Consider the following 16,894-nt stretch of genomic DNA (forward strand, 5'->3'; position numbering starts at 1 on the left):
CGGCATTGCGGGCCGGCGGTTCGAGTGTAAATGAGCTGTTGGACGTACTCGGTGAGTTACCCAGTTGCCGACCACGACGTCGGTGAGCTGGTGTGCGTAGAGGAAGGCGTCGATCATGCCCACGTAGTCGGCGAGCCGATAGCACTCGGCGGGTTGGTCGGATTCCCCGTAACCCAGCAGGTCGAGTGCGAAGATTTCGTGATCACGCCCCGATACCGCGACCTGATCGTCCCAGATATGCCGCTGGGCCCCGCGTTGTGCAGCAGCACGATCGGCGGACCACTGCCGATTCGATCGAAGACCAGTCCGCAGGTCTCAAACTTCGATACCCGTGCGCACGACCTTGCCGGTCGCGTTGCGGGGTAGTGCGGTTGTGGTCAGTCGCCAGCGGGCGGGCACTTTGAAGTAGGCCAGGCGCTCCTTGGCGAACGCGACTAGGTCCTGTTCGGTTGTCGCCGTGTCTTTTTCGACGACGATCAGTGCAGCGACCTGCTGGCCGAGGTCGGCGTCGGGTACGCCGACGACCGCGCATTCGCGCACCGCGGGGTGTTCCTCCAGGCACTGTTCGATCTCGGTGGGGTAGACGTTCTCGCCGCCGCGCAGGATGAGGTCGGAACGCCTGCCGGACAGTCGGAGTCGGCCCTGCTCTTGTACGCCGATATCGCCGGTGCGCAGCCAGCGGTCGGGGGTGATGGCGGCGGCGGTCACGGTGGGGTCCTCCCAGTAGCCGAGCATTACGTACGGGCTGCGCACGCAGATCTCGCCTTCGGTGCCCTCGGGGACGGGATTGCCTGCGGCATCGCGGATTTCGATGGTGACACCGATGACGGGGCGGCCGACGGTATCCGGGAAGGCCGCGAGCTCGGCGGGGGCGGCGAGGGTGGCGGCGGTGCTGCATTCGGTGAGGCCGTAGCTGGTCACCAGTGCGGTCTTCGCCACCGGGAGTTGGTCGCGCAGTTGCTGTTGCAGGGCGGCCGAGGAAGGGGCCGAGTTGAGCGAGAACGAGGTCAGCGAGGACAGGTCGTAGCGGGACAGATCGGTTTCGAGCATCCGACTGGCCATGGTCGGCATCGCGCCCCAGTTGGTGATGTGTTCCCGTTCGACCAGTCGCAGCACCCGATCGGCTTCGAACGAACCCTGGTGGATGACGGTGGTATCGCCGGTGACCATGCGCGGTATCACCAGGTTGTGCAGGCTGGCGATGTGGAACAGCGGCGAGGTGAGCAGGAAGCGCCTGCCCTTCGGGCTGCCGTCGTCGGTGCGGCCCTGGAATGCGGCGGCGAGCGCGTCGTTGAAGCGGTGATAGTCGATGACCGCCAACAGGTTTCGCGGGGTGTGCACCGCGCCCTTCGGTCGGCCGCTGGTGCCGCTGGTGTAGAGGATGACCGCGGGATCGTCCTCGTCAATTGGCGTGCGCGGCAGTTCGCCCTCGCCGAATTCGGCGATCAGGGCGGGCAAGTCCTGCTCCATGGTCAGCAGGGGGACAAGGATATCGAGTTCCGCCACCTGCGCCGCCCGCTTGGCATCGACGATCAACACGGTGGGCCGAGTGTGCTCGACGCCGTAAGCGATTTCGCGCGGCGCCCACCAGGCGTTATATCCCACGGCGATCGCACCGAGGCACTGCGCCGCCCAGAAGGCCACCACCCATTCGGGTGTGTTCGCCGCCAGAATGCCGATCCGGTCGCCCTTCTCGACGCCGTACTGCTCCCGCAACCCACGAGCCAGCGCGCCGACGGCCCCCGCGTGCTCGGCGTAGGACATCCGGCGATTCTCGGTGACCAGGTAGTCGCGCTCGCCCAATGCCACCGATGCTTCCAGCACTGCGCTCAGCGATCGGCCGCGATCCCGAATGACCGGCATCGCAGCGCCGAGGACATCCTCGACCACCATCTCGAACTGCCCACCAGGGCCGGTGAGCCGTGCGACGACGGCCGCCGCCATGGCCTGCGGATCCAAAGGCTGTGTCATGAAATCAACTTTCTCATCACTGTTGGACGCCGTTTCACCGTCGTCGCGGGCGCCGATCTTGCGCAACTCCAGTACACCCCGCGGCGTGAGTTGCGGCACCCGAATCATGGCTGGTCTCCCTGCACTGCGGCGAACGTCGCGCGCAGGTAGGCGTCGGCGCGGTCGGAGCCGATGAGGCCCGGCGCCATCTTGTTCATGGTGTAGGCGAGGGTGACTCGGTGCTCGAGGTCGTTGACGACGATCGCGCCGCCGAATCCGGTCCACCAGCAGACCCGGCCGTCGGGTACCTCCGGCGCGGTCTGCGCCTGCGGCAGGCCGTAGCGGTGCGGTGCGGCTGCCAGCCGGAAACGCCCGAGCCCGCTGGGCCATGCAGGGCATCATCGACGTCTCGGTGGAACAGGCGGGCCGAGGTGCTCACCGACACCTGGTTCCCTGCAGACGCCGACCGGGCCCAAGGGTTGACGGGTAGCGCGAGAATGTAGCTCAGGATTCGCTGGGTGCGCCGTAGTCGTCTTTCTCCGAGTCGATTTGGCAGCAGCTTGGAAGTCTGTCGGTGGCGTGCGGCATCATCTGTGCACGCAGCCATCCACGAATTCGCTCGGAGTGCACCATGCCGTCCCCTAGAACCAAACTACAGCCCTTGTCGGACACTGAGATTCAGCAGATCGCCACGGACATCGCAGGCGGTCGCCCGCCGATGGTGTGGTTCACCGCCGCCGCGGTCGGCGTGGCGGAGGGACGATCGGGGAAGGTCGTTGAACTCGACGATCCTTCCGTCGAAGACTTCCTGCGGGTCCGGCCGACCGGATCGAAGGATGTACTGTCGTTTTCTCCTACCGAAGTGACGTTGACCAAGCCGCCCCGCGTGGCGACCGCCAGTTCTACCCAGCCGAAGTCGACAACCAGGAAGGATTCCACCGTGACCCAGCCGTCGACCTTGACGAGCACTGCGGCACAACCCGCTCCGTCGAGCTCCGTCGCACCCGGCGCCAGCTCTGTCGCACCCAGCGTCGTCACGCCGTCGGTTCCCAAGCCCGCCCCGGCCACCTCGGGAACGAGCGACGCCGACAACGCCGCCAAGTCCGCCGCGGCGCCGAAGTCGGCCGCCAAGGCGCCCGCGGCCGCCCGCAAGGCGAAGGCGCCGGAGGTCACGGTGACGCTGACCGGCACCGCCGACGGCGAGTGGTCGGTCGATGTGATCAGCGGCAAGAAGCGCGCCGTGCGCGGCCTGCCGGTGGCCAGTTCCGCGGTCGCGCAGGCTGCGAAGGTGCTGCATCCGGAGGTGGCCGAGGTGGTCGCCGGGATCCTGGAGGCGGCGCGAGAAGTGCAGCAAGTCAAGGTCGCACAGCTGGCGGCCGAGTTAGAGGACGCCAAGCGCCTGCTCGAGGAGCTGTCCGACTGATCAGACCGCGGTGCTCGTCGACCGGCCGGTTGGGCGCCAATTCCGGCGCCCCGCCTCGGTGGCGCCGTGGCGCACGTCGTCGTGGAAGAAGTAACCGAGCGAGTACTCCTTCGCGTGGTACATCGCCGAATCCGCGTCGCGGATGAGGTCATAGATGCTGGCGTCGTAACTGCGCGGGCTGCCGCAGGCGATGCCGACGCTGGCCGTGATGGGGATTTCGCCCGCGCTCAGCTCGAACGGGCGGATGAAGGCGCCCAACAGTCGTTCGGCCAGCATGGCAGCCTCCTGCTTGCCCAGCGGCGCGAGCACCACGAACTCGTCGCCGCCGTACCGGGCCACCACGTCCTCGCGCTGGATGACCCGCCGGATCCGGGAGGCCGCGTTCGCGATCAGTTCGTCGCCGACGGCATGGCCGTAGCTATCGTTGACCATCTTGAAGCCGTCCAGGTCGATGAACAGCAGGCTCAACGGTTGCTCGAGCCAATATTCGTGATCGCGGTTCAGCGCCCGCAGCAGGGCGGCACGGTTCAACAGGCCGGTGAGCATGTCATGGTCGGCCTGGTACTGCGCGCGACGTTCGCTGCGGGCGCTGCGCACGATGGCGCGTTCGCTGCGCACCAGCACGCCGATCAACAGCAGCGCGAACAGCGACGAGACGACCACCCGATCAAGGGTGTCCAAGCTGGACCCGACCACCGGAACCAGCGACGCCACGATCAGCGCGACCGCGATGAAGCTGGCCCGCTGCCTGGAATGGTGTGGATGGATGCGCCGCGGCTCACCGAGGCATGCCATGGTCGGATGCGTGGCCGCGAGGCCGACGATCGTGTACGCCGCGAGCAACGGCGCCAGCAGCACTTCGTGCCCGATCCGCACGGTGCCGACGGTTTCGAGGCTGTAGCCGAGATCGCCGAGCAGGACGGCGACGAGACCGACGTGCAGCAGTCGCAGCGAGGTCTCCGAATGGGTCGCGGTGGCTACCGAATGCGCGACCATTGTCAGCAGCAGCGCGTCGAGCACCGGGTAGGTCGCGGCCATCACGGTGTTCACGGTGGTGGCGTGCGACTGCAGGATCGGTGAGATCAGGAAGGTCCAGGACGCGAGCAGCGCGCCGAGCCCGATGAGCGCGGAGTCGAGCAGCATATCGTAGTTGGCGCGGACCCGGCGCGGTCGCAGCCACAGCGTCGCGGCCACACCGATACCGAAATAGCCTGCGAGAGTGCACAGGTCGTCGAGCGGACTGGCGGTGTTGTCGGTGAAGTCGCGCAGCGCGATGCCCGTCGCGAACAGCACGGCCGAGGCCGAAAGCAGATACCAGGGCAGCGGTTGCGCCGGACGATGGCGGCGCAGTCCGTAACCGATCATGGCCAGCGCGCCGGTGACGACGGCCATCATGGTGACGAATGACAACAGCCGCGAATAGATGAGCAGTGGCAGTCCGATCGCGACCGCGCTTGCCCCGAGAAGCAATGCGTACCAACATATTCCGATGCGGTGTTGGCTCGTCGGCTGCTCTTCGGTCGGTGCCATCAGCCCCCCTCGGTCGCTCCATCCCCTGTGAACCGGGCCGCGTAGTACGTCTGAGAATCCTCCACCGCGACTTCGACATTTGCCTCTTGCTCATCGAGCACTGCCCGGATGCTGTCGGCGAACGAGAACCGAGTGTTGTTATACGAGCAGATGTCCCAACCCACCGCCGCGCGCTCGGCTACCAGCACCTGGACAACTGATTTGATCATGGCATGGAATGCGGCCCCTTGTCGTGCACTTGCGGCAACAAGCGTGAAACCTGCGTAGTAGATCGCGTTGCGAGCCGCATGCTCCGGATAGCGCGCGGCGAAGTACTCGGGGCTGATCCACGGCACGGTCTCCAGGTGCCGAGTCAGCGTTGTCACGCCGATGGGTTCCCAGGCGGCGGTGCGCGCCACGTACTTGAGCACCCGGGGATCGACCATCTCCTCGCAGAACTCGTCCCGGTGCAGCACCTGCCTGGCGATGGCCTTGGTGCGCAGCGGACCGAACGCCTCCTCGTAGAGGCCGTGGAACATCTCGATCCGGTCGTCCGGGATCGTGGTTTCGACGGTGACGTGTAGGTCGCTCATTGACTGGTCCACGGGGTGGTGTGGTAGGCGGCCAGCACCAGGGCGCAGGCCGGTTCGCCCGCGGAGCGGGTCTCGGTGGTGCACAACTGGACCGGGCCGAACCGCTCCGGTCGATTGCGGGTCATGTCGGCGAGGCTGGAGCGGACCAGACACTCGACCTCCTCGGCGGTCTCGGCCTCGTGTTCGACGAAAAGTCCGGCGCCGGAGCTATCGTCGCGCAGCACCCAGCCGATGCCCGCGGCGGCGTGCTGGCCGATCTCGGTCGCGTGCTGCACCGCGTACACGCAGTAGAGCCGATCGCCCCAGGGGATCGGCTTGCGGACACGGGCGGTGCGTTCCAGAGTGGCGCGCGGTGGGATCACCGATGACAGGCGAATCAAGTTGGCATCACCCACTCCCAGATCACGCAGTGCCGCATCGAAGGCCGACATAGCTGTCGGGCCAACCCCGGTCGCGGCGCCGATCTCGATCGTCAGTGGCGCCCTCGGCGGTCGCCGGTCTTCACGAACCGGCCTGCCGAGGGGCGGGAGTAGTCGATCGATCCACTGCAGCCCGAGTAGGCCGCTGCGTGGGGTTGTGTTAATCATAGAGCCCTCCCAAAACTCCCGGCCCAATTTGCAGGCCGATCTTGCGTCAAATTCGACTGTGCGTCACGAACGCCGATCGCGCACGTGCGCCAGTCGAAAGCAGCGCTCCGGAGGCGTGTCTCGTACCGTGTGATGGCTAGTTCCGACCGACGAAGCGAGGAATCTGTGCGGAAATGGGTGGCACCGGGACGGGTCAACATCATCGGTGAGCACACCGACTACAACGACGGCTTCGTGCTGCCCATCGCATTGCCGCTGGTCGTCGAGTGTTTGGCGGCCGTTCGTGCGGGCGGTCGGGTGCGTGTGGCCTCCCGGCAGCGACCGGGAGAACCGGTGCTCGTCGCGGTGGGCGACCTTGCCGCCGAACGGGATCGGGTGCCGTCCTGGTCGCGGTATCCGCTGGGCGTTGTGTCCGAATTCGTGCGGCGCGGGTACGAGGTCACCGGGGTGGATCTCGAGCTCGACGGCGCGGTGCCGATCGGCGCGGGCCTGTCCTCGTCCGCGGCGCTGTCGTGTGCCGTCGCAGTCGCGTTGCGAGATCTGTTCGCTCCCAGCGTCACCGATCGGGAGCTGATCGACATCGCCAGGGCCGCCGAGAACGATTACGTGGGTGCGCCGACCGGGGTGCTCGATCAGTCCGCGTCGATCCTCTGTACCGCCGGGCATGCGCTCTTCCTCGATGTGCGCCGCTTCGTCGAGGCAGGCGAATTCGGCCGCGTCGAAACGGGCGGCGGCAGGGCCGGATCCGACCGCGCGCACGAACAGATCCCGTTCGATCTGGATCGGTTCGGATTGGAGCTGCTGGTGATCGATACCGGACAGCCGCACGAGTTGGTCGACGGGGGATATGCCGCGCGGCGCGCGCAATGCGATGCGGCGGCCGCGGAACTCGGAGTGCCCGCCCTGCGCGACATCGAATCGGTCGAGGCGCTCGAACGCATCGCCGACCCAGTACTGCGCCGGCGGGCCCGGCACGTGGTCACCGAGAACGCCCGAGTCGTTGCGATTGCTGAAAAGTTGCGCAACGGTGTCGATCCGCGGGTGATCGGCCCGATTCTCAGCGCGGGACATGCCTCGCTGCGCGACGACTTCGAGGTCTCCACACCCGCTTTGGACGCCGCCGTCGAGGCGGCGGTCGAGGCGGGCGCACACGGCGCGCGCATGGTCGGCGGCGGCTTCGGCGGCAGCGTCATCGCGCTGGTGGATCGCGAACGCAGCGCAGCGGTCACCGACGCGGTGCGAAAAAGGTTCGCCCGCTCGGGTTTCGCCGAACCACGCACCTTCGTGGTGCTGCCCGGTGCGGGCGCGCACCGAACCGATTGAGCGACAGCTTTGTGCGTGATTGTGCTGCGGCTCGAGGCGCAATCCAGCCGATGCTTTTCGACATCCGCACCATAGTCGGCGCCCTGCTCGGGCGCTACGGCGTCATCGGTGATCATCACCGGCCTTGTCCACGACACCGCCGCCGAAGAAGCCGAAACCGGGGATGGTCGCGGTAGCCCTGGCCTTCCTACTCCGGGTCGTCCTCCGCCCCGTCGTCCCCCCGAAATCCGAACCGGCTGTCGCCGAAGAGGATTCACCGGACGGCGCGTAGATCTTCGCGTCGTCCGGGCAATTAAGGGACAGGAGGCTCGAAGCAGTGTCCCAGTGCCCTCACAGGTCGCCCACATGGACCTCCCATGAACGGCTGCCACGCTCTGTGTAGATGCCTGAGTGAGAGGAACACCATCATGAACGATTACGACCCAACAAGCCCCAACGAGACGAGCGCGACGTCAGAGAACCGGTCGGCCTCGGTGACCATGGCCGAGCAAGCACGCCGGTCAAGGGTACGGCGATTGCTGTCGAACAGAAAAAGTGGATGGATCGTGGCCGCTGCGCTGATGTCTGCGGTGATCGGACTTTCCGGCTGTTCCGCCACGCATCCCTCGACAACAGCCACATCCCCCTCGACAACGGCCACGTCCTCCTCGGCAACAGCAGGGCAAGGCGCGCCCGGCGGCGGCGTCGCCGGCGGCCCCGGATCCGGCGGGGGATCCAACGCTCGATCTGGACCAGCCGCAGGGGGATCATCCGGCAAGGTCAGCAGCGTGTCCGCATCGAGCTTCACAATGTCGACATCAGCGGGTCAGAATGTGACCGTCAACGAGACTTCGTCCACGACATACCAGCAGGAGACGAGCTCGACCTCGGCGAGTGCCATTACACCAGGCGAACCAGTCCTCGTACTCGGGACGACCAGCGGAACGACCATCACGGCCACGCAGGTCATCGTGCAACCGACCAGCGGCGGCGGACCTGCGACTTACTCGGCGGCAGGGGTGATCCCCTTCCAGCCCGGTGCACCGACCACGTCAAAACAGGACGGTCAGGTCCCGGCGAACTACACTGAGGGGTCGGGGACGATCGTCGACGGAACGGTAGCGAACAAGGCGACGGAAGCTGCGCTTGCTGCCTACCCGGGGGGCGTCGTCGACCGTGTTGTGCAGCTGAGCAGCAGCGAGTACGAGGTCCACTACATCGGCGTCAACTGGCCGCACCACATCTTCGTCAACCAGGACTCCCAGGTCGTCGGCGCCAATTAGCCTGAACCCACACAAGCAACTGGTTGCCTGAACATGCGGTAACGCCGCCTATCGAGCGCCGCCTACGCTGAGGTCAGCGTAGGCGGCGCTGGGGGTTCGGTTGTCGAGGGCTTGGGCGGACGGTGTTGTAGAGGATGCGGAATTCGAGGCATGGCGAAACAACGGCCATAGCTATGACGTTCGGGTGGTCGTGTTGGTAACGCCGGGGGTCGTCGCCCCGGTGGATCAGTAAGTGGTTATGCCTTGACGCGCTTGCGTGCGACGAGGCCAGCGACGAGATCGATGGCGAGGAACGCGAGCAGGCTCAGTCCGACCAGCGGAACGAACCAGCGCGGCCGCGATGACCGGCACCGCCAGCCACGGCGAGGTCTTGCGCAGCGCACCCCGGCGCGGCGGGCGTCCCAACGCCAACCGCGATCCCCGGCGCGTCGGGCGCCGGTTCCACCACCGGCGATGAGTAATCGGGGCCGGGCGCTCGACTATGCCGTGACGTCGTAGTCGACCAGGGCGCGGCGCAGCAGCTTGCCGGTCGGGTTGCGCGGCAGGTCGTCGAGGAAGACCACTTCGCGTGGCACCTTGTACCTGGCGAGATTGTTCTTTACGTACGCCTTGATCTCTTCGCCGTCCGGAGTTTGACCCGGTTCGGGAACGACGAAGGCGCGCAACCGCTTTCCGAACTCGACATCGTCCACGCCGACGACGGCGGCATCGAACACGTCGGGGCGCTCCAGCAGCAGGTTCTCCACTTCCTGCGGGAAGACGTTCTCGCCACCGGAGACGATCATGTCGTCGTCACGGCCGTCGACCATCAGCAGGCCGTGCTCGTCGAAGTGCCCGACATCGCCGCTGGACATGTAGCCGTCGATGATCTGCTTGTGGCGGCCGTCGGTGTAGCCCTCGAAGGGTGCGCCGCTGCGGACGAAGATGCGCGCGGTGGTGTTCTTTGCGTCGACCTGCTTGCCGTTGTCGTCGTAGAGGCGTACCTCGCAGGTGATCGGCGCGCGGCCGACGGTGCCGGGGGCCAGCGCGAGCTCCTCCGGATTGGCCACTGTGGCGACGGCGCATTCGGTCGAGCCATACAGGTTGTAGAGGACAGGCCCGAACACCTGGGTGGCCTTGAGGCACAACTCGGGGGAGAGCGCCGAGCCCGCCAGCACGATGCACTTGAGTGAGGACGTGTCGTACTTGGCACGAATCGCCGGATCCAGTTCGGTCATCCGGTGCAGCATGGTCGGCACCGCGACCAGCATTTCCGCCTTGTGGTCGGCGATCATCTGCAGCGTCGCCTCGGCGTCGAAGCGGCGGCGCACCACCACCTTGTTGCCCATCGCGGAGGCGACCAGATAGGTGCCGAGGCCGGTGCTGTGGAATATCGGCGACACGATGACCTGAGCGCCCCTGAGCGGGAACGGAATTCGGTCGACCATCTGCGCGGTGGCCAGCGGCGTCACCTTGCTGCGCGGTGCGCCCTTCGGCAGGCCGGTAGTGCCGCTGGTGAGGATGACGAAGCCGCCCGGCTTGCTCGGCGCGGGCAGCGGTTCGGTCGAATTGGCGGCGATCAGGTCGTCGAGCGTCTGCGCGCCGTCCGGCAGTGTTGTGCCCTCGTCAACCCAGCTGAGATAGCGCGGCAAATCGGCGGGCAGCGCGTCGAGCAGGCCGAGGAACTCGCTGTCGTGCAGTACCGCCTTGACCTTCTCGCGCTCGCAGACCTCGGCGAACTGCGGCTTGGCGAACCCGGTGTTCATCAGCGCGACCCGCACGCCGAGCTTGCCGGCGGCGGCCATCGCGAGAATCAGGCCGCGATGGTCGCGCGCCAGCACACCGATAACCGAACCTTCGGTCAGACCCGCGGGCCGCAGCCCGCGCGCGATCGCGGTCGACTGTTCGTCGAGTTGGCGGTAGGTGAGCTCGCCGCGCTCATCCACCAGGGCGGGCGAGTTCGGCGCGACGCGGGCGGAGTGCCGAATCAATGTCGCCTGCGGCCCGTAGACCTGAGACTCTTTCATCGTTCGCAGCGCCTCCACCGGCTTGCGCGGATCGGTGACCCCTCTGGCCCGCAGCACTCCCAGTGCCTTCGCTGCCTCCACGGCATGCGCCAACTTCATCGTCGAAAACCTCCACCAGGAATTTCGCGTCGATACTCAACCTAGCGACATCGAACAGCGTGTATGTCAGTCACCGTAGCAGTGGGAGTGTGACTGATCACAAAATGCGGACAAACCGGCCGTTCACAGCCCTGTCGTGGTGGGAACCACGGTTCACAACGCGGTGGCGAGCCCCCGATGCGCGGTGGCGTCCAGGTCGGCGGCTACGGCGGCGAGTTTGTCGCGGATCGCGCCGACCGCATCGGCGCCCAGCGCCAGGCGCAGCGGCGGGTTCTTTGCGCCGACCTCGCCGCCCGGCTGTTCATCGGGGTCGACACGGTCAAGAAGCATCTGACCGGGTACTTGCCGAAACCGCCTGTGCCACCAGGACGCGCCTTCACCAGTCCCTCGCGAAAGATTAGCTGTATCACCGATTACGAGCACGGCAACCAGGGGATCTTCTGCCTCGTCGACTTGAAGAACCCGCCGCCGAGACCGCGGGATGGCATGGGTAACTGGAAGGGCGGCTGGATCCGCTACTCCGGCGACAAGCTGACGGTCGGCGCGTACCGCGGCGATCCGGGTCCGTTCGTCCAGGGGCTCGGTCCCGAATTGTCTTATGGCAGTGCGTTGTCCAACCGTGATTACACCTGTCGCATGGATACCACGGGGCTCATGTGCGTGAACCCCGCGGCGAATTCGGGCGTGCAGATGAGCGATGCGGGCGTCGTCCCGTTCGGCTGCCTGCAGGAGGGGCCGGTTACCCCGAACGACAACGCGGGTGTGCTCTTTCGCTGCTAGCTTCCGGCGGTAGGGCGCCGGCCAGGTTTTGCTCGATCAGCCTGTTGTGATGGTCGGGGGCCTGCCCGGGACGGAGCGGTAGCGGCGACCAGAAACCGGACCAGCGGTTCCCGATCGCACACCAGAATACGAATCCGTCTGTGCCAGCCTTCTTCCGGACGCCTTGCGACCAACAAATCAAGCATGGCATGCCCCACCGACAGCTGGCCGGGATCGTCCCGGCCCTCGTTGGCCGGCGAGGTTCGCCCCTGCCGGCAGATCGGATGGTGCGCCGAGTGCCCGGTTCCGGGGGCGTCAGCGTCGTGCGCTTGCCAGTGCGACCAGCAATGGCACGACCCTTGCTTCGGGTACCTCGAAGCGCCCGCGCCCGGCGGTGTGCAACCAGCCGACGGCCGCCAGTTGACGCAAGTGGTGATATACCTGACCGGAGGTGCCGACACCTTCCAGCCCGACCAGTTCGGCTGCGGTTCTGCGGCCACCCATGACTTCACGAAGCAGCCGTAGTCGTACCGGACTGCCAAGGGCGGCAAGACATTCCGCCGCCTCGGACCAATCGTCCTCGATGATCTCGCCGATGGTAAACCGCGCGTGCCACTCATAATGCTCATCGGTCGGCAACCGAACCGACCCGGCGAACAGAACCCCGCCATTCGGCTCATCGGCCTCGGCGAAATCCTCCTGCAGGCGGTGCAACGCCCACCGCTGCGCCGTCTGATCCCCGCGCTGACCCGCGCCACTCTCCAACATGCTCAGCCGCCGCTCGAGTTCCGCAACCCGTTCCTCCAGACTCACAGAACAAAATTACGGAACTACGTAAATCCAGACAAGAGGACATCCCGTGTGCCGATGGCGTGAGCGGTACATGGTGGAGGGGTTTCCCGTGTATCGCCACAACTATGTGCCACTCACGGGCCGGCCGTGGTAGTGGGAAGCCCGGCACCGTTGGATCGGGATCCGAGTGTGCCGGGCTTCCGTCCGAATCTGAACTCGTCGAGGCCGAGCGCGACCCCGGACCCGTACATACCTGGCCCGTCACCGCGCCCGATATCGGATTGCGCCGGTATCTGGAACGGCTGCGCGGGCAACGCCACCTCTCCGGTGGTGGGGAGCGCCCCGGTTGTGGACGCAACGGCAGCGGGTGTTGCCGACGCAGCGTCGGTCACTACAAGGTGGCGGCCAGCTCCGCGTGTAGATCGAATAGGGCGGGAATCTGGTCGGAGGGCCGGCGGCCCATGCCGCATTCGGTGGCGATGCCGAAGTCCGGGATGGCGGTGCGGGCGGCTTCGATCCGCCGTAGCGCGCCCTCTCGGCCGTCGGTGTCGTGGACCAGGCCCAGATACAGCGTGGTGCCGGTGGGGAGGTCGAGATCGACCAGTGGTTTGAAGTAGTCCGCGTCGGTGCGCGACCGCGGAACCGGCATGTGGATCCAGTCCACGCGGCGATCCCGTCGGGACAAGACTCGGCTCGCCACCGACACCAGCTTCCCCGTGTCGGTGGGCTCGGCGAAGTGCTGATGGCCGAAATCGCCGTAGCACAGGTGGTATCCGAGCTCGACCGGTTCGGGCACTGCTCCGCCGAGCCGGACCAGACGCTGCGCCACCCCTTCGAGCTGGGTCGGATAGTCCGCGCCGAACCAGGACGGGAACACCCCTTCGAATATGGCAAACTCGACGGCGCAATCCCATTGCACAGCAAGGTCGTTGTTCGGGATGACGGCGACGATCTCATCCAGTTCGCTGAGCAGTTGGGCCTCGTAACGGCGCTTCAACTCCCCCTGCGGTCCGGCCACGAACGCCCCGACCACCGCGATCGGCGACGGCAGGCACACCTGGAATCGGGTTTCCGCCGGGATCGTGCCCGCCTCCCGCAGCCGCCAGAACACCTCCCACGACTCGAGTGCGGCCTCCGCGTAGCCGAGCGATCCGAAATCGATCGAGGCCGCCTGGATGCCCGGCTTGGGCCGCACCCGCTCGCTGGGTCCGTACTCCGGGCTGGGAGGCGGAACGGTGTCCAGGTCCGGATGGGCCTGCATCTTGGGTAGCTGCCAGACCACCCAATTGTCGCGGATCCCGGTTTCGCCGTCCGGAATCCGCTTCAGCTCAGTGCCCATTCGCTGTGCCGCTTCGGCGAAGACCGTTTGCGCATCCGCCAACGGAACACTGCCGCACAAGTGAACTCCGCGACCCACCGTAACCTCCGTACACACGACCTACCGCTGGTGATGCCGACCTGGCCGAAATCCGGATGGCTGCCAGGAGTCCCACTCGCCCGAAAAAGAAACAGGGGGTCAGGTCGCGCTACCTGATGCAGAGTAGACACGAACACTCGAGACAGCCCCCCACGCACGGGAAACGCCGCGGGCTCATCCGAGAAATGCTGCGGCGTTGCAACGAGCGAAGTCGGCGAACGTGGTCGGCGGTACGCCGAACGTTTCGTGGGTGCTCAGATCGACCGCCGAGTCACGGGATCGGGCGGCCCCAACCCGACGGTTCATCCGTGTGAGCCAGTCTATCGGAGGTTGTGCAGGCGCGACCGACGCGAGCTCACAGCCCGCGATCGACCTGCGGGACAATCAGATCCGCCGACTCGAACCCGCGGCGCTCCGTTTCCCGCTCCGGGCACGTAGCGCCGCAGGCGGTAGTCGCGGATGCGCAAGGCCGGGCAGAACGCTGTTGCGGTCGTTATTGCTTCAGCACCAAACCGTCAGCGATCAAGCAGAATCATTTGCATGGCGGACGAGGCGCGAGCACCTGACGGAGACAAGTTGATCGACGCGCGGTGGCGCAACATCCTCGACGCTGTCGTGACGGTACAAGCCTTGTTACCTGCTGCCACGATGATCGGCGGCTCAGCAGTGACAGTGCATACTGGTCACCGACTGTCAGGAGATGCGGACCTGGTGCTGCGCAATCTGGATCGCGACTGGCAAGAGGTGCGCGCTGAGTTGGAAGACCTCCAGAACTGGATCACCGACTACCCGAAAATCCCTACCAACCTGATGGGCCGCTACGGAGACACGCGGGTTTCGGTGCGCAAACTCAACCGGCTGCGCGACATCGAGCTTGCCGAAGTCACCTACCAGGGACGGACCCTGCGGGTTGCCGCCCCGGACGAGCTCGTCCGTATGAAGGCTCTCGCCCTGCTCGCTCGTAACCTCACCAGGGACTACGTCGACATAGTCGCCCTTGACACCGGGCTCCGCGAAGCTGGGCGATCCGCAGCACAGGCAATCACCGAGTTCGACGACTACTACCATGAACACAAGTCGGCCGGTTCGCTCACTCGGGAAGTTCTCGCCGCACTCGCCGACCCCAGACCACGGGAAACCGACCCCCAAGCCGCCCTCGACGAACTCGCCGCCCTGCGGGAAGATCTGCGAAACTGGGACCAGATTCGCCTCGGGTGCCAACAGATCGCGGCCGATATCGAATAGCTCGCCGGGAAGGAGCGCACAATGGCCAAGAACCTGTACTACAACACGATCCACGCCGACGATGCGGACCCGAGCGAGCTGCAAGAGCAGGATCTGCTCAATCTGCTCGAGTACGGAAGCCTCAGCGATTGGCGTCCCTTGCTGCAGATATTGCGGACGTCGCCCCGAGGCTCGGTAGCAGAGAAGCTCGAGGCAATTTTGGACTTGGTCGAGTCGCCCGGGATCGCGGAGTTCTTTCAGATCAAGCTCGACCGCTACCGCGGTCTTCCGCTTCATCACGTCGTCACGGTGCCGCGTCCCGACCGGTTCTGGGGCCTCTGAGCTTCTAGAGACCCCCTCTGTGAACACCGCTTCCCTCAGGCGTTTGTTGACGTTCTTGCGCGATGGCGACGCCAGTGCACCGCAACGTTGCCGATCCGGCCGCAGACCGTTTCTTGCACTCGCCGGGACGGATCGCCCCATGGGCCGCTACTCCGCCACGACTCGGTCACTACTTGATGAAGGCGCTTCAGTAATTGCGCTGAGCTGAGCCGTCGGCGCCACTATTGGCAGGACCGGAGTACTCCTTGATCGCGGGCGGCAGCTCGGCAGCCAATAGACTCAGCCCCGATGCGCGCTGACCCGACGAACAGAAAGCCGGTGCGAGTCGTAGAGGCGACCCGCACCGGTTTTGCGTTGTGCGACTTGCTATTTCAGCTCGGCGCTGGTCTTTCCGAGCACCCGGCGAGCCACGATCAGCTGCTGGATCTGCTGGGTGCCTTCGAAGATGTCCAGGATCTTCGAGTCGCGGCCCCACTTTTCGAGCAGGGTGCGCTGGGAGTAACCGATGGCGCCCGCGAGTTCGACGGCCTTGAGGGACACATCGGTGCCGGTGCGGCCCGCCTTGGCCTTGGACATGGAGGCTTCCAAGGAGTTCGGCTTCTTGTTGTCGGCCATCCAGGCGGCGCGCAGCGACAGCAGGTAGGCAGCCTCGTAATCGGCTTCCATGCGCAGGAATTCGGCGGCCGCGGCGTGCTGGTTGTTCGGCGGGGTGTCGTAGGAGATCTCGACACCGGCGTCGGTCAGGATCACGCGCAGTTCCTCGAGGGCGGCGCGGGCGACACCGACGGCCATCGCGGCGACGAGGGGACGGGTGTTGTCGAAGGTCTGCATGACCCCGGCGAAGCCCTTCTCCACGTTGACTTCCGGGCTGCCGAGGATGTTGTCCTTCGGAATCCGGCAGTCCTGCAGCAGCAGCACGGCGGTATCGGAGGCCTTGATGCCGAGCTTGTGCTCGAGCCGGGCCACCGACAGACCTCGTGCGTCACGCGGCACCACGAAGGACTTGATCGCGGCCCGGCCGAGGCTACGGTCGACCGACGCCCACACCACGATGTGGGTGGAGCGCTGGCCCGCAGTCACGAAGATCTTCTCGCCGTTGAGCACCCACTCGTCGCCGTCGAGCACCGCGGTGGTGGTGACGGCGGCCGAGTCGGAGCCGAACGACGGCTCGGTGATGGCCATCGAGGCCCACACCTTGCCGAAGCGCTCGAGCTGCTCGTCGGTGGCGACGGCCGCGATGGCTGCGTTGCCGAGACCCTGATAGGGGATCGAGAGCATCAGGCCGACGTCGCCCCAGGAGGTCTCCAGGGCGTTGAGCAGTGCGGACATGTTGCCGCCGTTGGAGTTTCCGAGCAGCTCCGTGGCGTGGTTGTCGGACTCGCTGCCGTCTGCACGACCGCCGGCCGCGCCACCGATCTTCTGGGTGCCGGAGTCGGCGAGTCCCTCGACCATGGCGGCCATGGTGTCCAGCTCGACCGGGTAGTCGTGCTCGGCGAGGTCGTATTTGCGCGAGATCGGCCGGAAGATCTCCTGTGCGACCTGGTGGGCCTGGTTGGCGCTGGCCCGGAGCTTCTTGGGGAGTTCGAGATTGATCATGGTGATGTCTCC

At 66.1% G+C, this 16,894-nt stretch carries 16 protein-coding genes; 7 read left to right on the plus strand and 9 right to left on the minus strand.

Features of this window, described 5'->3' with window-relative positions; genetic code table 11:
• Nucleotides 1-51 precede the first annotated feature (51 nt).
• The gene (locus tag ACV7NQ_RS08920) at nucleotides 52-366 is read left to right on the plus strand and encodes a hypothetical protein (protein ID WP_463359187.1); all 315 of its coding nucleotides are present in this window, start codon (nucleotides 52-54) and stop codon (nucleotides 364-366) included.
• Here the strand turns inward: ACV7NQ_RS08920 and casG are convergent.
• Complete coding sequence (gene casG, locus ACV7NQ_RS08925; protein WP_463365591.1) at nucleotides 316-1,971, minus strand: steroid-24-oyl-CoA synthetase; 1,656 nt, start codon at nucleotides 1,969-1,971, stop codon at nucleotides 316-318. The genes ACV7NQ_RS08920 and casG overlap by 51 nt on opposite strands.
• A gap of 640 nt (nucleotides 1,972-2,611) precedes the next feature.
• Between casG and ACV7NQ_RS08930 the strand changes: the two genes are divergently transcribed.
• Nucleotides 2,612-3,373, plus strand: a complete 762-nt coding sequence (locus ACV7NQ_RS08930) for a DUF6319 family protein (protein WP_463359188.1) — start codon at nucleotides 2,612-2,614, stop codon at nucleotides 3,371-3,373.
• On the opposite strand, the gene ACV7NQ_RS08935 is transcribed toward ACV7NQ_RS08930, so the two are convergent.
• The 3 genes from ACV7NQ_RS08935 to ACV7NQ_RS08945 are packed head-to-tail and all read right to left on the minus strand — an operon-like array spanning nucleotide 3,374 to nucleotide 6,062.
• On the minus strand, nucleotides 3,374-4,903 hold the full coding sequence (locus ACV7NQ_RS08935; RefSeq protein ID WP_463359189.1) for a diguanylate cyclase domain-containing protein: 1,530 nt from the start codon (nucleotides 4,901-4,903) through the stop codon (nucleotides 3,374-3,376).
• Nucleotides 4,903-5,475 carry a hypothetical protein gene (locus ACV7NQ_RS08940; RefSeq protein WP_463359190.1) on the minus strand — a complete coding sequence of 191 codons (573 nt, stop codon included), beginning with the start codon at nucleotides 5,473-5,475 and terminating at the stop codon, nucleotides 4,903-4,905. Before ACV7NQ_RS08940 ends, ACV7NQ_RS08935 begins: the two co-directional genes overlap by 1 nt.
• Nucleotides 5,472-6,062 (minus strand): pyruvoyl-dependent arginine decarboxylase, encoded by a 591-nt coding sequence (locus ACV7NQ_RS08945; RefSeq protein ID WP_463359191.1) that lies wholly within the window; start codon nucleotides 6,060-6,062, stop codon nucleotides 5,472-5,474. Before ACV7NQ_RS08945 ends, ACV7NQ_RS08940 begins: the two co-directional genes overlap by 4 nt.
• Before the next feature lie 132 nt (nucleotides 6,063-6,194).
• Between ACV7NQ_RS08945 and ACV7NQ_RS08950 the strand changes: the two genes are divergently transcribed.
• On the plus strand, nucleotides 6,195-7,385 hold the full coding sequence (locus tag ACV7NQ_RS08950; protein WP_463359192.1) for a galactokinase: 1,191 nt from the start codon (nucleotides 6,195-6,197) through the stop codon (nucleotides 7,383-7,385).
• A gap of 415 nt (nucleotides 7,386-7,800) precedes the next feature.
• Here ACV7NQ_RS08950 and ACV7NQ_RS08955 read toward each other — a convergent pair whose 3' ends face one another.
• The gene (locus ACV7NQ_RS08955) at nucleotides 7,801-8,172 is read right to left on the minus strand and encodes a hypothetical protein (protein ID WP_463359193.1); all 372 of its coding nucleotides are present in this window, start codon (nucleotides 8,170-8,172) and stop codon (nucleotides 7,801-7,803) included.
• A 1-nt stretch (nucleotide 8,173) separates the two neighbouring features.
• On the opposite strand from ACV7NQ_RS08955, the gene ACV7NQ_RS08960 reads away from it, so the two are divergent.
• Nucleotides 8,174-8,647, plus strand: a complete 474-nt coding sequence (locus tag ACV7NQ_RS08960; protein WP_463359194.1) for a hypothetical protein — start codon at nucleotides 8,174-8,176, stop codon at nucleotides 8,645-8,647.
• Nucleotides 8,648-9,126: 479 nt separating this feature from the next.
• On the opposite strand, the gene ACV7NQ_RS08965 is transcribed toward ACV7NQ_RS08960, so the two are convergent.
• On the minus strand, nucleotides 9,127-10,752 hold the full coding sequence (locus tag ACV7NQ_RS08965) for an acyl-CoA synthetase (RefSeq protein ID WP_463359195.1): 1,626 nt from the start codon (nucleotides 10,750-10,752) through the stop codon (nucleotides 9,127-9,129).
• A 177-nt stretch (nucleotides 10,753-10,929) separates the two neighbouring features.
• On the opposite strand from ACV7NQ_RS08965, the gene ACV7NQ_RS08970 reads away from it, so the two are divergent.
• Nucleotides 10,930-11,532, plus strand: coding sequence for a hypothetical protein (locus ACV7NQ_RS08970; RefSeq protein WP_463359196.1), 603 nt, complete (start codon nucleotides 10,930-10,932; stop codon nucleotides 11,530-11,532).
• 294 nt (nucleotides 11,533-11,826) lie between these two features.
• Here ACV7NQ_RS08970 and ACV7NQ_RS08975 read toward each other — a convergent pair whose 3' ends face one another.
• Together ACV7NQ_RS08975 and ACV7NQ_RS08980 are read right to left on the minus strand one after the other, a co-directional pair.
• On the minus strand, nucleotides 11,827-12,324 hold the full coding sequence (locus ACV7NQ_RS08975) for an ArsR/SmtB family transcription factor (RefSeq protein WP_463359197.1): 498 nt from the start codon (nucleotides 12,322-12,324) through the stop codon (nucleotides 11,827-11,829).
• Nucleotides 12,325-12,694: 370 nt separating this feature from the next.
• The gene (locus tag ACV7NQ_RS08980; protein ID WP_463359198.1) at nucleotides 12,695-13,684 is read right to left on the minus strand and encodes a hypothetical protein; all 990 of its coding nucleotides are present in this window, start codon (nucleotides 13,682-13,684) and stop codon (nucleotides 12,695-12,697) included.
• A gap of 612 nt (nucleotides 13,685-14,296) precedes the next feature.
• On the opposite strand from ACV7NQ_RS08980, the gene ACV7NQ_RS08985 reads away from it, so the two are divergent.
• Nucleotides 14,297-14,965: a hypothetical protein gene (locus ACV7NQ_RS08985; RefSeq protein ID WP_463359199.1), complete on the plus strand. Its 669-nt coding sequence runs from the start codon at nucleotides 14,297-14,299 to the stop codon at nucleotides 14,963-14,965.
• A gap of 21 nt (nucleotides 14,966-14,986) precedes the next feature.
• A complete protein-coding gene (locus ACV7NQ_RS08990; RefSeq protein WP_463359200.1) occupies nucleotides 14,987-15,286 on the plus strand; it encodes a hypothetical protein in 300 nt (99 codons plus the stop codon).
• 366 nt (nucleotides 15,287-15,652) lie between these two features.
• On the opposite strand, the gene ACV7NQ_RS08995 is transcribed toward ACV7NQ_RS08990, so the two are convergent.
• Nucleotides 15,653-16,882, minus strand: coding sequence for an acyl-CoA dehydrogenase family protein (locus ACV7NQ_RS08995; RefSeq protein WP_463359201.1), 1,230 nt, complete (start codon nucleotides 16,880-16,882; stop codon nucleotides 15,653-15,655).
• Between the last annotated feature and the right edge of the window lie 12 nt (nucleotides 16,883-16,894).

This window comes from Nocardia sp. Tas62D01 (genome assembly GCF_055232035.1).